The 14,668-nt window shown below is 72.6% G+C and carries 12 protein-coding genes and 1 tRNA gene; 7 read left to right on the top strand and 6 right to left on the bottom strand.

Annotated elements, in window-relative coordinates:
- Positions 1-2: 2 nt before the first annotated feature.
- Genes FHX39_RS15795 through FHX39_RS15805 form a run of 3 tightly spaced genes read left to right on the top strand, consistent with a single transcriptional unit; the run spans position 3 to position 3,147 of the window.
- Entirely contained in the window at positions 3-1,355 is a 1,353-nt protein-coding gene (locus FHX39_RS15795; protein ID WP_183339983.1) for a branched-chain amino acid ABC transporter permease, read from the top strand.
- Positions 1,352-2,374: an ABC transporter ATP-binding protein gene (locus FHX39_RS15800; protein WP_332836866.1), complete on the top strand. Its 1,023-nt coding sequence runs from the start codon at positions 1,352-1,354 to the stop codon at positions 2,372-2,374. The genes FHX39_RS15795 and FHX39_RS15800 overlap by 4 nt, the downstream gene beginning before the upstream one ends.
- A complete protein-coding gene (locus FHX39_RS15805; protein WP_183339985.1) occupies positions 2,371-3,147 on the top strand; it encodes an ABC transporter ATP-binding protein in 777 nt (258 codons plus the stop codon). Before FHX39_RS15800 ends, FHX39_RS15805 begins: the two co-directional genes overlap by 4 nt.
- 209 nt (positions 3,148-3,356) lie before the next feature.
- On the opposite strand, the gene FHX39_RS15810 is transcribed toward FHX39_RS15805, so the two are convergent.
- The 3 genes from FHX39_RS15810 to FHX39_RS15820 all read right to left on the bottom strand — a co-directional run bounded on the left by FHX39_RS15810 (position 3,357) and on the right by FHX39_RS15820 (position 6,200).
- A complete protein-coding gene (locus FHX39_RS15810) occupies positions 3,357-4,712 on the bottom strand; it encodes a flavin-containing monooxygenase (RefSeq protein WP_183339986.1) in 1,356 nt (451 codons plus the stop codon).
- Between the two features lie 59 nt (positions 4,713-4,771).
- A complete protein-coding gene (locus tag FHX39_RS15815) occupies positions 4,772-5,482 on the bottom strand; it encodes an SDR family NAD(P)-dependent oxidoreductase (protein WP_332836867.1) in 711 nt (236 codons plus the stop codon).
- Positions 5,483-5,579: 97 nt separating this feature from the next.
- A complete protein-coding gene (locus tag FHX39_RS15820; RefSeq protein WP_332836868.1) occupies positions 5,580-6,200 on the bottom strand; it encodes an ANTAR domain-containing response regulator in 621 nt (206 codons plus the stop codon).
- 82 nt (positions 6,201-6,282) lie between these two features.
- Between FHX39_RS15820 and FHX39_RS15825 the strand changes: the two genes are divergently transcribed.
- Positions 6,283-6,365 (top strand) — tRNA-Leu (locus FHX39_RS15825).
- 230 nt (positions 6,366-6,595) lie between these two features.
- On the opposite strand, the gene solA is transcribed toward FHX39_RS15825, so the two are convergent.
- Both solA and FHX39_RS15835 read right to left on the bottom strand, forming a co-directional pair.
- Entirely contained in the window at positions 6,596-7,783 is a 1,188-nt protein-coding gene (gene solA, locus FHX39_RS15830) for an N-methyl-L-tryptophan oxidase (protein ID WP_332836869.1), read from the bottom strand.
- The gene (locus tag FHX39_RS15835; protein ID WP_198423434.1) at positions 7,780-8,889 is read right to left on the bottom strand and encodes a proline racemase family protein; all 1,110 of its coding nucleotides are present in this window, start codon (positions 8,887-8,889) and stop codon (positions 7,780-7,782) included. The genes solA and FHX39_RS15835 overlap by 4 nt, the downstream gene beginning before the upstream one ends.
- Positions 8,890-8,962: 73 nt before the next feature.
- Between FHX39_RS15835 and FHX39_RS15840 the strand changes: the two genes are divergently transcribed.
- From FHX39_RS15840 to FHX39_RS15850, 3 genes are read left to right on the top strand one after another with little or no spacing between them, the layout of a single operon-like run.
- Positions 8,963-10,168, top strand: a complete 1,206-nt coding sequence (locus tag FHX39_RS15840; RefSeq protein ID WP_183339990.1) for an MFS transporter — start codon at positions 8,963-8,965, stop codon at positions 10,166-10,168.
- A 4-nt stretch (positions 10,169-10,172) separates the two neighbouring features.
- The gene (locus FHX39_RS15845; RefSeq protein WP_198423435.1) at positions 10,173-11,120 is read left to right on the top strand and encodes an ornithine cyclodeaminase family protein; all 948 of its coding nucleotides are present in this window, start codon (positions 10,173-10,175) and stop codon (positions 11,118-11,120) included.
- Positions 11,121-11,177: 57 nt separating this feature from the next.
- Complete coding sequence (locus tag FHX39_RS15850) at positions 11,178-12,542, top strand: aspartate aminotransferase family protein (protein WP_332836870.1); 1,365 nt, start codon at positions 11,178-11,180, stop codon at positions 12,540-12,542.
- 14 nt (positions 12,543-12,556) lie between these two features.
- On the opposite strand, the gene FHX39_RS15855 is transcribed toward FHX39_RS15850, so the two are convergent.
- A complete protein-coding gene (locus FHX39_RS15855; RefSeq protein WP_183339992.1) occupies positions 12,557-14,638 on the bottom strand; it encodes an FAD-dependent oxidoreductase in 2,082 nt (693 codons plus the stop codon).
- Positions 14,639-14,668 lie beyond the last annotated feature (30 nt).

The following is a 14,668-nucleotide window of genomic DNA, read 5'->3' on the forward strand; positions in this document are numbered from 1 at the left end:
CCATGGCTGCAGCAACGCATGCGGCCGCGCCTCAGCGCGACCTCAAGAGGTTCGCGTGGCCGATCGGCTACGTGGCCGTCATCCTCTTCCTGTTCTTCCTGTACTTCCAGATCCTCCCGAGCCTGGTCAAGCCGGTCTCCGCACCCGTCCTCGCCTGGCTCCCGGTGGCGACGATCAACGAGTGCCTGATGTGGGCGATCATGGCGCTGGGCCTGAACGTGGTGGTCGGCTACGCCGGCCTCCTCGACCTCGGCTACGTGGCCTTCTGGGCCCTCGGCGGCTACACGGCCGGCTGGCTGATGGCGTTCCCCTTCAACTGGTCGTGGGACTTCCACCTGCTCTCGCCGGTGAAGGCCACCACGCCGGGCACGCACATCAACTTCTGGCTCGTGTGCATCGCCGCGGGCATCCTCTGCTCGATCCTGGGTCTGTTCATCGGCGCCCCGACGCTGCGGCTCCGGGGCGACTACCTCGCGCTGGTGACGCTCGGCTTCGGCGAGGTGATCACCCAGTTCTTCCGGAACTCGGGTGACATCGCCGGCTTCAACCTCGCCAACGGCGACCCCGGCATCGGCCCGATCGACCCGATCGGCACCGGACCACTGGGGGCCGCCGGGATCGCCCCTCCCCTGCTGACGAACTCCGCGGCCGGCAACGTGTGGAAGATCCTCGTCCTCGGCCTGCTCGTCGGGATCTGCATCTTCGTCTCGCTGCGCATCCGCGAGGGCCGGCTCGGCCGGGCGTGGCTCGCGCTGCGCGAGGACGAGCTGGCGGCCAGCATGATGGGCGTCCCGCTCGTCCGCGTGAAGCTGCTCGCGTACGCGGTCGGCGCCTTCTTCGGCGGCATCGGCGGCGTCGCGAACGCCTCGGCGATCACGACCGCGGTCTCACCGTCCGGCTTCGACTTCGGCAAGTCGGTGCTCGTCCTGCTGATGGTCGTCCTCGGCGGCATGGGCAACGTCTGGGGCGTCACGATCGGTGCGTTCCTGCTGTCCTGGCTGAACAGCAACGGGCTCAAGCAGATCGGCGTGCAGATCGACTCCTTCGCCGGGACCGACCTCGCCGCCAGCCTGCCGCGCTACAACTACGTGATCCTCGGCCTGCTGCTCGTGCTCATGATGCTCTTCCGCCGGGAGGGCCTCATTCCCGAGAGCCGGACCAAGGCGCTGATGTCGATGCCGTCCCGGACGGAGGCCGAGTCCCTCGGGGCGGACAGCCTCGAGGCAGAGGCCGAGACCGACGCGGTCGAGCACAGCGACGCGAAGGCCGACGCCAAGATCGCGCACTCGGCCGACGTCATGGCCGGGGCGGCCTCCGCCCCGAGCCCCTCACCCCGACGGGAGGACGAGTCGTGAGCAGCTCCGACGGAGGTCTCCGCGAGACCCTGGGCGACGTCACCCAGCTCGGCAGCACGCCGAACAGCCCGGAGGCCGCCGACGGCGGTCGGCCCGACAGCGCCGAGAGCGGCGTCGACGGTCGCGTGTCCGTGCACGAGCCCGACACCGGGGTCGACCCGGTCGAGGCGAACGTCCTCTTCGCCGACCGCATCACGATCCGCTTCGGCGGTCTGACCGCGGTCGACAACGTGTCGTTCTCCATCCCGCCGAAGTCGGTCGTCAGCCTCATCGGGCCGAACGGCGCGGGGAAGACGACGTTCTTCAACGTGCTCACCGGCCTGTACGAGGCGACCGAGGGCGCGGTCTACCTGGACGGGAAGGACATCACCGCGGTCAAGCCGCACAAGCGCGCGGCGATGGGCCTGGCCCGGACGTTCCAGAACATCCGCCTCTTCGGCCTGATGACGGCCGAGGAGAACGTCATGGTCGCCATGCACTCCCACCTCAAGGCGGGCGTCATGTCGACGATCATCCGGACCCCGGGCCAGCGTCGCGAGGAGCGCGAGGCGCGGGAGACCGCCCGCGAGCTGCTTGACTACGTCGGCATCGGCAAGACCGTCGGCGAGCTCGCGCGCAACCTCTCGTACGGCGACCAGCGCCGCCTCGAGATCGCGCGCGCCATGGCGCTCAAGCCCCGGGTCCTCCTGCTCGACGAGCCCACGGCCGGCATGAACCCGCAGGAGTCGTCGAACTTCAACGACTTCGTCTACCGGGTGCGCGACGAGAAGGGCATCTCGGTGCTGCTGATCGAGCACGACATGAGCGTGATCATGAAGATCAGCGAGCGCATCACCGTGCTCGACCGCGGCGCCATGATCGCCCAGGGGACCCCGGACGACATCCGCAACAACCAGCAGGTGATCGAGGCCTACCTGGGCAAGACGGGCACGCGGGAGGGCAAGCGCCTCCCCAAGCCGGGGGCCGTGGCCGCCGGGCCGTCCGCCCAGCCGACGACGACCGAGCAGGAGCAGGCATGACCGCCGAGGTGCAGGACTCCCCGCAGCCGCAGGCCGGCGCGGCCCGGGGCCAGGGCAAGGAGGTCATCCTCCAGCTGGACAACCTCAGCGTCAGCTACGGCAACATCGCCGCGGTGCAGAACCTGTCCATGACCGTCTACGCCGGGGAGATCGTCACCCTCATCGGCTCGAACGGTGCGGGCAAGTCCACGACGCTGCGGACGATCTCGGGCCTGCTGCGACCCAAGAGCGGCGACGTCGTCTACGAGGGCAAGAAGATCAACGGCATCCCCGGCCACGACGTGGTCAAGCTCGGGATCAGCCAGTCCCCCGAGGGCCGCAAGATCTTCCAGCGGATGACCGTGTCGGAGAACCTCGACCTCGGCGCCTTCACCCGCAAGGACACGGCCAAGATCGCCGAGGACCGCGAGAACGTGCTGGAGCTGTTCCCGCGGCTGCGGGAGCGGATCAGCCAGAAGGCCGGCACGATGTCCGGCGGCGAGCAGCAGATGCTCGCGGTGGCCCGGGCGCTGCTCGGCGACCCGCGGCTGCTGCTGCTGGACGAGCCCTCGATGGGGCTCGCGCCGGTCCTGGTCGACGTCATCTTCGAGACCATCGAGAAGATCCGTTCGCAGGGGGTGACCGTGCTGCTCGTCGAGCAGAACGCGCTCGCCGCCCTCGAGATCGCCGACTACGCGTACGTCCTCGAGTCCGGCCGCCTGAACACGGAGGGCGAGGCCTCCATGCTCCTCGACGACCCGTCGGTCACCGCTGCGTACCTGGGTGGTCACTAGTCATCGCGTACGGTCTCGCGCACGCCGGCTGATCGCGGCGTCTTCCTCCGTCGCTCGAATGCCCGCGGCGGTGGTCACCTGATGAGGTGGTCACCGCCGCGGGCGTTCTCGTTCGGTCGTCCAGACGCCGCGGCCGGCTCCGACGCTCGACCTCCCGAGTCAACCTGGGTGCGCCTCACGTCTCGCCGTCCGCGTCGGAGAGCCGTGGGTCAGGAGACGACTGCCTCGTCGTAGCTCCCCTGCTCCGGCACCTCGGCGTGGGGCGGGTGCGGGGGCTCGGGGTCGAGGCGGGCGTGCAGGCGGGCCGCAAGTCGCTGGACGAGGTCCCGGGTCGCCTCCATCTGCGCCTCCCAGACCGGGCGGAGCATGTCGACGCGCTGCTCGAACGGCTGCTCCGCCTCCAGCGCTCCGGCCAGGGAGGTGTCGAGGCCCTGCTCCCACAGCTCGGCCATGGCCAGCGCCAGCGTCGCCTGGACCGGGTAGAGGGCGATCTGCGGCCCGCGCGGGGCGGCCAGGCCGATCAGGTAGAGCCGGTCCAGCCCGGCCGGGACGATGCCCCCGCCGGTGCGCAGCGGGACCCCGTCGGCGGTCTGCAGGAGGTCGTCGTCGAGGAACGGCAGCGTCGGGTGGAAGCCGGTCGCCCAGAGGACCGTGTCGTACTCCCCCGCGGTGCCGTCGGTGAAGTGCACCGTCCGGCCCTCGAAGCGCTCGATCCCGGGCACCACGGTCACGCGGCCGTGCTGGATCCAGTAGAGGAGCAGGTCGTTGACCACCGGCGCCCCCTCGGCGAGCGTCCGGAACGGGGGCTTCGGCAGGCCGGGGTAGTTCTCGTACGTCCCCTTGCTCGCCGTGATCAGCAGGCGGGTGAGCAGGTCCTGCTCCTCGAACGTGAACTGCTTCAGGAACGACAGCTCCGAGCGGGGGACGCCGAAGAACGTCTTCGGCTGGAAGATGTGGCCCGACCGCACGCAGATGGACGTCTCCAGGCGGTGCTGCGCCGCGTCGACGGCGAGGTCGCAGCCGGAGTTGCCCGACCCGACGACCAGCACGCGGGTGCCCTCGACGTCGGCGGTGCTGCGGTAGGACCCGGAGTGGATCTGCTTCCCGGTGAACTCCCCCGGCACGGCCGGGACGCGCTGGTCGTGCAGGTGGCCGTTGGCCACGAGCACCCCGTCGTACGTCCGCTCGCGTCCGTCCGAGGTCGTCACGACCCACCCGGCGGAGCCGGTGGACCCGCTCGTCGGCACGGGGACGACCGACTCGACCCGGATGCCGAAGGTGATCCGCTCGTGCAGGCCGTGGGCGTCGGCGTACGCGGTCAGGTAGGCCGTGACCTGGTCGCGCGAGGGGAAGAGCGGGTAGTCGGCGGGCATCGGGAAGCCGGCGTAACCCGTCACGTCGCGGGAGGTGATGAGGTGCAGGGCCTCGTAGTCGGTGTTCCAGTGGCCCCCGACGCGGTCGGTCGCCTCGAAGCAGTCGACCTCCCGGCCGCTCGCGAGCAGGGTCCGGAGGGTGGCGAGGCCGGCGGCGCCGGCGCCGATGACGCAGTAGGTCGCGGAGGTCATGCGGTTCTCCCGGGGTCGTGCGGGTGGGGTGGTGCCGGTGGGATCGGGTGGCGCCGGGCTCAGCGGATGAGGCTTCCGCCGCTGATCACGAGGGTCTCGCCGGTGACGTAGCCACCACCGCCCGCGAGCTGGACGACCCAGTGGGCGATCTCGGCGGGCTGGGCGACGCGGCGCAGGGGGATGGTCTGCGCCGCGCCCTCCATGCGCCCGGTCGCAGCGTTGCCGGGGGTGTCGACCCAGCCGGGCGCCACGCCGTTCACGGTGATCTCCGGCGCGAGCTCGACGGCCAGGGACCGGGTCAGCGCGCTGACGGCCGCCTTGGACGCGCTGTAGACGAGCTGGCCCTCGGAGACGGCGATCGCGTCGACCGACGAGAAGTTCACGATGCCGCCGCCCCCGGCCGCACGGAGCAGCGGGACGGTGGCGCGGCAGACGTTGAGCAGGCCGAGGACGTTCACGTCGAAGACGCGGTGGAAGAGGGCGTCGGTGTAGTCGTCCAGGGTGCTGGGCGGGTAGATGCCGGCGGCGTTGACCACCGCCCGGAGCGTCAGCCCGGCGGCGGCCGCGCTCACCGCCGCGGTGAGGCCGGCCCCGTCCGTCACGTCGGCGACCAGCGGGACGAAGCGCTCCCCCAGCTCGACGGCTGCGGCCTCGAGCGCGGGGCCAGAGGCGTCGAGCCCGACCACCGTCCAACCGTCGTCGACGTAGCGTCGGGCGGTCGCCAGCCCCATGCCGCTGCCCGCACCCGTCACCAGCGCCGCGTCTCCCACGGGGACCAGCCTGGTCGAGGTCGGTCCGCGGGTAAAGCGGCATTCCGCGACGTCAGGTCAAGGACAGGCCTTGACCTGCGTTCGCGGCGGAGAAGCCCTACTTCTTCTTGGCCCCGCCGGCGCCGTGCTCGATGACGCCGTCGGCGACCTCGCGCATCGACTTGCGCAGGTCCATCGCCGTCTTCTGGATCCAGCGGAACGCTTCCGGCTCGGTCAGCCCGAGACCCGTCTGGAGCATGCCCTTGGCCCGGTCGACGGCCTTGCGCGACTCGAGCCGCTCGGTGAGGTCGGTGACCTCGGCCTCGACAGCGGTGATCTCGGCGAACCGGGCCCGCGCGATCTCGATCGCCGGGATCAGGTCGGCCTTGCCGAACGGCTTCACCACGTACGCCATCGCACCCGCGGCACGGGCCCGGTCGACGAGGTCGCGCTGGCTGAACGCCGTCAGCATCACCACGGGGGCGATCCGGTCGGTCGCGATCTTCTCCGCGGCGCTGATGCCGTCGAGCTTGGGCATCTTGACGTCCATGACCACCAGGTCCGGACGCAGCTGCGTGGTGAGCTCCACCGCGGCCTCGCCGTCGCCGGCCTGGCCGACGACGTCGTAGCCCTCCTCGGTCAGCATCTCGACGAGGTCGAGCCGGATGAGGGCCTCGTCCTCGGCCACGACGACGCGGATGGCTGAGGTCTCCGACGCTGGAGTGTCTGTCGTAGTCACGCGCCACACCCTAGCGAGCGGATGTTACGGACTCGGGCCCTCGGTGACCGGTGTGGGACACTGACCGACGCGCGGGTGTGGGGCCGAGGTGGCGGAATGGCATACGCGGACGGCTCAAAACCGTCTGTCCGAAAGGGCATGGGGGTTCGAGTCCCCTCCTCGGTACTTCTTCACATCTCGCGTGACGGTGGCTGGTCCCGCCGCGAGGGCCTGGCGCAGACGGCTCCCCTCGCAACCATCCGCCCTCGCAAGCTCGGGCTCCCGCCAGACCCATCCACGCTCGGGGAGCCGTCTCCGCCAGACCCTCCCGGCTCTGCTGCCTTGCTCGGCTCGGCCGCTCGTCACCGACGTCACCTCTCCTCACTCCGTGGCCGGGCTGGGGTGAGCCGTCCGCGTCAGCTGGGGCGGGCAGAGGGTTGCAGGCTGGGGCGGGCGGGGTCGAAGAGGGCGATGTCGTGCGCCGTCGCGTCGGAGACGACGAGGTCGGCCAGGATCTCGCCGATGACCGGCACGAACTTGAAGCCGTGGCCGGAGCAGACGCTGGCGACCGTCACCTGCGGGGAGCCGGGCATCGCGCCGACGATGAAGTCGCGGTCGGAGCTGGTGGTGTAGAGGCAGGTCAGGGACTTCACCACCGGTCCCGTCAGGTGCGGGAAGAGCTGCTGCGCGCGGGTGCGCGTGGCCTCGATCTCGACCTCGGTGACGGTGCGGTCGACCGTGTCGGGGTCGGCCGGGTCGAAGGTGTTGAAGAAGGCCAGCTTCATCCCCCCGGCGGGACCGTCGACCATCGGGAAGCCGTAGATGTCCCGGTTGAGGTCGGTCTCCTCGATGTAGACCGGCAGCTCCTCGCTCGTCCACCGCTCGTACGGGACGGCGTCGAAGTCGGGGGTGAACCAGCCGACGACCTGGCGCTCGACGCGCAGGGCGAGCCCGAGGTCGGCGAGCAGCCCCGGCGCCCAGGCCCCGGCGGCGATAACGAGCCGGTCGGCGCCGTACGTGCCCTGATCGGTGACGACCTCGACGCCGCCGCCCGGGGTCCCCCGCCAGGAACGGGCGGGCTCGTCGTACCGCAGCTCCGCGCCGTGGCGGGCGGCGAGGTCGAGGTTCGCCAGGATCGTCTGCTCGGGGCGGACGAAGCCGGCGTTGTCCTCGTAGAGCCCGAAGGCGTGGTCGGCCGGGTCCATGGCCGGGAACCGGGCCCGGATCTGCTCGGCGTCGAGCACCTCGTGGGGCAGGTCGTGCGCCTCGGCGGCGAGGCGGGAGCCCTTGAAGATCTTGGACTCCGGGTCGCCGACGTAGAGGCCGCCGCAGAGCGTGAGGATGTCGCGCCCGCTGGTCTCCTGCAGCTCGTGCCAGCCCTCGTACGCGCGGCGCAGCAGGGGCACGTACGCGGCGCCCTCGAAGTAGGACTGGCGCACGATGCGGGTCTCGCCGTGGCCGGAGCCCTGGTCGTGCGCGGGCCAGAAGCGCTCGAGCCCGAGCACCGACAGGCCCCGGGCGGCGAGCTGGCGCGCGGCGGCGGAGCCCATGGAGCCCAGGCCCAGGACGATGACGTCGTGGTGACCGCCGGTCACGGCGCTCACGCCCGGGCCTCCGCCGCCGCGGTGGCCAGCCGGACGGCCACCGGGGACGGTGGTGCCGCCCCCCACGTGTCGGCTAGCGCGTAGCCGTTCGGGAACGGATCGCTCGGGTCGACCCCGACCTGGCAGAGCTGGGTGATCCAGGCCTGGCCCGCGACGCTCGGCACGACCGCCGGGACGTCGCCGACGGTGGTCAGCTCCTCGATGCGGCTGTCGAAGCGGGAACCGATGATCGAGGTGTGCACGAAGTTCTCCCCTGTCGTGACGAGCCCCCGGGCGTGGAGCACGGCGAGCCGGGCCGAGGTCCCCGTGCCGCAGGGCGAGCGGTCCAGGCGGCCCGGGCTGACGACGACGGCGTTCCGCGCGGTCAGCTCGCCCTCCGGCGTACGGCCCAGCGGGCCGGTGAACTCGAAGTTGGTGATCCCCGGGAACTCGGGATGCTCGGGGTGCACGGCCGGGAGCTGGGCGGCGGCGGCGAGCTTGACCGCCTCCCCCACCACGCAGAGGTCGCGGGCCTCGTCCGGCGTGATGCCGAAGCCCAGCGACGCGGCGTCGACGAGCACGTACGCCATCCCGCCCCAGGCGACGTCGACCGTGACGGTGCCGAGGCCGGCCACCTCGACGGGCGCGTCGAGGTGGTAGACGAACGCGGGCTGGTTGGTGAAGCGGACCGACGTGACCTTGCCGTCGGCGCAGGTGCACTCGACGCGGATCAGCCCGGCGGCGGACTCGAGGGCGAGGTGCATGACCGGCTCGATCATCGGGAGCATCCCGGTCTCGAGGAGCGCGGTCGTCACGCAGATCGTGTTGCTGCCCGACATCACCGGGTACTCGGTCGACTCGGCGATGACGTAGCCGAGCTGGGCCTCGGGGTGACGCGAGGGCAGCACGAAGTCGGCGCTGTGGATGACGCCGCCGCGCGGTTCCTGGAGCAGCCGCAGGCGCAGGTCGTCGCGCTGCTCGGTCAGGTAGGCGCGCTTGTCGAGCATCGTCTCGCCGGGGACGTCGCCGATCCCCCCGGTGACCACGCGGGCGTTCTCGCCCCCGCAGTGCACGTCGACCACGTTGAGCACCTGGCTCCAGCGCATCTCGTCCTCCAGCTCGACCACCGTCGTGCGAGAACATCGTCTCGCTGCCCGCGGAGCAGCGACGCTATCGGAACCGTTCCGCGAGACTGCAGCGGTGACCACGGCCGCAGCACCCCCGGCGCGCGGGCTCTCGGCGCTGGTCCTCGGGCTCAGCCTGCTGGTCGTCGCCGCGAACCTGCGCCCCACCCTCACCGCGCTCGGCCCGGTCATCGCGCTCGTCGGCGCCGACACCGGGCTCAGCCCGTCCGCGCTCGGCGTGCTCGGCTCGGTCCCGCTGCTCGCCTTCGCCGTCGTGTCGCCGTTCGTCCAGCTGGCCAGCCGCCGCTGGGGACCGGACCACACCGTCTTCGGCGCCATGGTCGTCATGCTCGCGGCGACCGTCCTGCGCTCGCTGCCCGGCCCGACCCTGACGCTCTGGGCGGGCACCATCGCCCTCGGCGCCGGCATCGCCGTGTGCAACGTGCTGGTCCCCGCCCTGGTCAAGCGCGACTTCCCGCGCGAGGTGCCGCTGATGACGGGCGCGTACACGGCGACGCTCAGCCTGTCCGCCGCACTGGCCTCGGGACTGGCCCTGCCGATCGCCGAGATCGGCGGCTGGCGCCTGGGCATCGGGGTGTGGGGGGTCGTCGGTGTGCTCGCCCTGGTGGCGTGGCTGCCCCGCCTGCGGGGGCACTCGCGCGACGCCGCGGTCCCGGACCCCCTGCCCGGGGCGCCCGCCCGTACGGCCACGTCGGTGTGGCGCTCACCGCTCGCGTGGCAGGTGACCGCCTTCATGGGGACGCAGGCGATCTTCTTCTACCTGATGGTCACCTGGCTGCCGAGCATCGAGGTGGCCCGCGGGGTCAGTCCGGTCCGGGCCGGCTGGGACCTGTTCCTCTTCCAGGCCACCGGCATCGCGGGCGGCCTGCTGGTCTCGCTCGCCATGCGTGGCCGACGCGACCACCGCCTCGCCGGGGTCGCCGTGAGCCTCGGCATGGCGGTCTCGATGCTGGGGCTGCTGCTCCTGCCCGGCCTCGACGCGCTCTGGCTGGTCGTCGCGGGCCTGAGCAGCGGGGCCTCGCTCGTCGTGGCCCTCACGTTCGTGGCCGAGCGGAGCCGGAGCACCGCCGACGCGGCCCGGCTCTCCGGCATGGTGCAGAGCGTGGGCTACCTGCTCGGGATCATCGGGCCGATCGGCGCGGGCGCCCTGTTCCAGGCGACCGGCGCGTGGGGCTCGACGCTCGTCGCCGTGGTCGTGGTCAACCTCGTCCAGCTCGTCGTCTCGCTGTTCGCGGGGCGCGACGCGTACGTGAAATCGTGACGTCGTGACCCTCCCCCACCTCGACGCCGCCGCCGTCCTCGCCCTCGGTCCGGCCGGTGCGTCCGACGCGATGCAGCAGGCGCTGCGCGACGGGCTCGACCCGTCGGCGACCGTGCCGCGCTCGTTCGTCGACGTGCCCGCGGGCGAGCTCATCGTCATGCCGGCGGCGGGCGCGCGCCACGTCGGGGTCAAGCTCGTCGGCGTCGCCCCCGGCAACGCCGCGCGCGGGCTGCCCCGCATCGGCGCGGTCTTCGTCCTCTTCGACGCCGAGACGATGCAGCCGGTCGCGACGCTCGACGGGACCGCGCTCACCACGCTCCGCACCCCGGCCACGAGCATCGTCGGGCTCCGCCCGTGGCTGCGTCGTGCCGAAGGGCCGCAGCGGGTCGTCGTCTTCGGCGCCGGACCCCAGGGCGTCGGGCACGTCGACGCGCTCGCCGCCGAGGTAACCCTCGGCGCCGTCACCTTCGTGGTCCGGACGCCCGGCCGGGTGGCGCTGCCGAGCGAAGGTCCCGCCGCCGGCGCGACCGTGCTCGCCACCGACGACCCGGGGGTCGCCGAGGCGCTCCGGACCGCCGACGTCGTCGTCTGCGCGACCACGGCCCGTACACCGGTCTTCGACTCGTCGCTGCTGGGCGGTCACGTTCTCGTCGCGGCGGTCGGGTCGCACGAGGCCGAGGCCGCCGAGGTCGACGTCGCGTTCGCCGGCTCCGCCACCGTCGTGGTGGAGGACGTGGCCACCGCGCTGCGCGAGTGCGGCGACGTCGTCCAGGCCGTGGCCGCCGGCGCCGTCGTGGCGGCCGACCTGGTCCCCCTCGCGTCGGTGGCCCGCGGCGAGGCGGGGGCCTCGGCGGGCCGGGTGCTGTTCAAGGGCAGCGGGATGGCCTGGCAGGACCTCGTCGTCGCGGAGGCCGTGCTCGACCACGCCCGCGCGACGACGTCGTCGCACTAGCGCAACACGCGCGGTGAGAGACTGACGAGGACCGACGCCGAGCCCTCAGGAGCACCCGTGACCACCTTTGCCGAGACGACCGACGCCCAGCTGACGGACGCCACGGACGAGGCCACGAGCGGGCCCTCGAACGCCGAGGTCAGCGCCGCCGACGCGGCGGTCGTCTTCCACTCGTGGTCCAAGCAGGGCGGGCTCAAGCCGCTGCCCCTCGCCGGCGGCTCGGGCACCACCGTGTGGGACCACGACGGCAACCACTACCTCGACTTCTCCGGCCAGCTCGTGTTCACGAACATGGGCCACCAGCACCCCAAGATCATCGCGGGCATCACCGAGCAGCTGTCCAAGCTCACGACCGTCGCCCCCGCGCACGGGAACGCGACCCGCGCCGAGGCCGCGCGACTGATCCTGCAGCGCGCTCCCGAGGGCTTCGAGAAGGTCTTCTTCACCGCCGGCGGCGCCGACGCCAACGAGAACGCCATCCGCATGGCGCGCCTGGTCACCGGCCGCGACAAGGTTCTCTCGCGCTACCGCTCGTACCACGGCAACACCGGCGCGGCCATCGTCGCGACCGGCGACTGGCGCCGCATCCCCAACGAGTACGCCACCGGCCACGTGCACTTCTTCGGCCCGTTCCTCTACCGCTCGGAGTTCTGGGCGAGCACGCCCGAGGAGGAGTGCGCCCGCGCGCTGCACCACCTCGAGCGGACCGTCCAGGCCGAGGGCCCCGAGTCGATCGCGGCGATCCTGCTCGAGTCGGTGCCCGGCACCGCCGGGATCATGGTCCCCCCGCCCGGCTACCTGTCCGGGGTCCGCGCGATCTGCGACCGGTACGGGATCCTCCTCATCCTCGACGAGGTCATGGCCGGCTTCGGGCGTACGGGCGAGTGGTTCGCCCTCGACGCGCACGACGTCCGCCCCGACCTGATCACCTTCGCCAAGGGCGTGAACTCCGGCTACGTCCCCGTCGGCGGCGTGATCATCTCCTCCGACATCGCGCACGCCTTCGACGACCGCGTCTTCCCCGGCGGGCTGACCTACTCCGGCCATCCCCTCGCCGCGGCCAGCATCGTCGCCACCCAGAAGGCCATGGCCGAGGAGGGTGCGGTCGAGAACGCGAAGCGCGTCGGGCGGGACCTGCTCGCTCCGGGCCTGGCCGAGCTCGCGGCGAAGCACCCGGTCATCGGCGAGGTCCGCGGCACCGGCGTCTTCTGGGCCCTCGATCTCGTCAAGGACCCCCAGACGCGCGAGCCGCTCGCGACCGCCACCGTCGCGGGGATCAAGTCCGACCTCATCAGCCGCGGCATGCTGCCCTTCGCCACCGACAACCGCATCCACGTCGTCCCGCCGCTCAACGTCAGCGACGACGAGGTCGCCCAGGCGCTCGAGCTGTACGACGCGGCGCTCACCGCCTTCGAGGGCTGAGCGACCCGCCTCGGCTAGCCGGCGCCGACCGTGGCCGGGGCGAGCGCCGACACCTCGGGCTTCCCCCAGGCCGCACCGGCCCGGGCGCCCTCGGCCGCCGCGTCGAGCAGGTGCCGCGGAGCGAGCGCGTCACCGACCTTGACGATCTCCAGGTCCGGCGCCGCGGCGGCGAGCTCGGCGCTGAGCGCGTCGGCCGAGCGCCGTACGCCGGCGAGCACAACCAGGTCCACACGGCCCGCCGGTCGGCGGAGGTCGGACTCGAGGTCGACGAGCGACCAGGACGTGCCGTCGTGGTCCGGGCCGACCGAGTCGACCAGCTCGACACCGGCCAGCTTGAGGCGGCGCCGGACGAACCAGACCTGCGTCGGGTCCACCTCCGCCGCGACGGACGTCAGGCTCGTGGCCAGCCGTACGGTCCACCCGGCGGCGGCGAGCGCCTCGGCGGCGGTCGGGGCGACGAACCCGCCTTCGTCGTCGACGACCAGCGCGACCGCGCCGGCCTCCTCGGGGCTCGGGGTGCGGGCGACGACCGTGTCGGCGTCGACCACGGTCGAGGGGGCGCCCGTCACCCAGGAGGGCCAGCGCGGGGCGGAGCCGGACGCGATGACGACGGAGTCGGGCTCGAGCGCCAGCACGTCGTCGACGGTGGGCGAGGTCCGCAGCCGCACGTCGACACCGGTTTCCGCCAGCCGTTCGACCAGCCAGTCGAGGTAGAGGCCCCACCGTTCGCGGCCCGGCCGGCGCCCCGCCAGCTCGGCGCGGCCGCCGATCCGGTCGCCCTGCTCGAAGAGGGTCACGCTGCTCCCCCGCTCGGCCGCCCGGAACGCGGCCTCCGCGCCGGCGACACCGCCGCCGATCACCACGACCCGCCGGTGCTGGGTCGGACCGACGGCGCCGGTGCCCGGGTCGAGGCCCAGGTCGACCTCCGGCTCGCGGATCCCGGGGTTGACCGAGCACCACATGGGCCTGCCCTGGTAGAGCCGGCCGATGCAGCCCTCGTTGAGGCTGATGCAGGGTCGCGGGGTCCGGCCGGCGGCGTACGTGCGCGGAAGGTCGGGGTCGGCGATCAGCGCGCGCGTCATGGCGACCAGGTCGACGCCGTCGCGGACCAGGGCCTCCTCGGCGTGGTCGGCGTCGAGGATGCGCCCGGCGACGAGGGTCGCGACCCCCGTCGCGCGGCGCAGGCGACCCGCGTGCGGGCCGTTCACGTTCTCGCCCAGCTCGTCGCCGGGCACGAAGACCGAGCTGCTGCGCACCGTGTAGCCGGTGCCGCCGGAGACGCTGAGCAGGTCGACCGCACCGTTCGCGGTCATCCCCTGCGCCACCTCGACGAGCTCGGCGTCGGTCATGCCGGCGCCCTCGAGCAGCCCGTGGTAGGCCGACATCCGGAAGCCCACGAGGAAGTCCTCCGAGGTCCAGGCGCGCACCGCGGCGAGCACCTCGCGACCGAATCGCAGCCGGTTCTCGAAGCTGCCGCCGTAGCGGTCGGTGCGGTCGTTCACGTAAGGGTCGTAGAACTGCTCGATCAGGTGTCCGCCGTGCGAGGTGACCTCGGCCCCGTCCCAGCCCAGCTCCATCAGGCGCCGCGCCGAGTGGCCGAAGCGGTCGACCAAGACAGCGATCTCGGCCTCGCTCAGCACCGCCGGGACCTCGCGGTGCACGCCCTCGGGCAGGTCGGAGGCCGCCTTGAGCGCGACGCCGGAGTGCCAGGAGTTGCCGCGGCGCCCCATGTGCGTCATCTGCGCCATGGTCAGCGCGCCGTGGGCGTGCACGCGGTCGGCGAGCTGGCGCAGCAGCGCGTCGTTGCGGGGGTCCCACAGCGAGATCGACCCGTACGACGCCGCGCTCTCCGGGTCCACCGAGGCCGACCCGAACGTCATGACCAGGCCGACGCCGCCCGCGGCCTTGCGGACGTGGTAGTCGACCTCCGCCTGGGTGAGCAGACCGTCGTGGCCCCAGCCCGTCGAGTGCGGCGTCGAGGTGATCCGGTTGCGGACCGTCTTGCCGCGCAGCCGGAACGGCGAGAACAGGGTCGGCCAGCGCAGCGCGCCCGCGGAGCCGGCGAACGAACCGGAGGCAGTGTCGTGGACGGTCATCAGCGGGCTCCTTGGACGGCGGTCCTTCGG

Origin of the sequence: Microlunatus antarcticus, from assembly GCF_014193425.1 — a bacterium.
Classification (GTDB): Bacteria; Actinomycetota; Actinomycetes; order Propionibacteriales; family Propionibacteriaceae; genus Microlunatus; species Microlunatus antarcticus.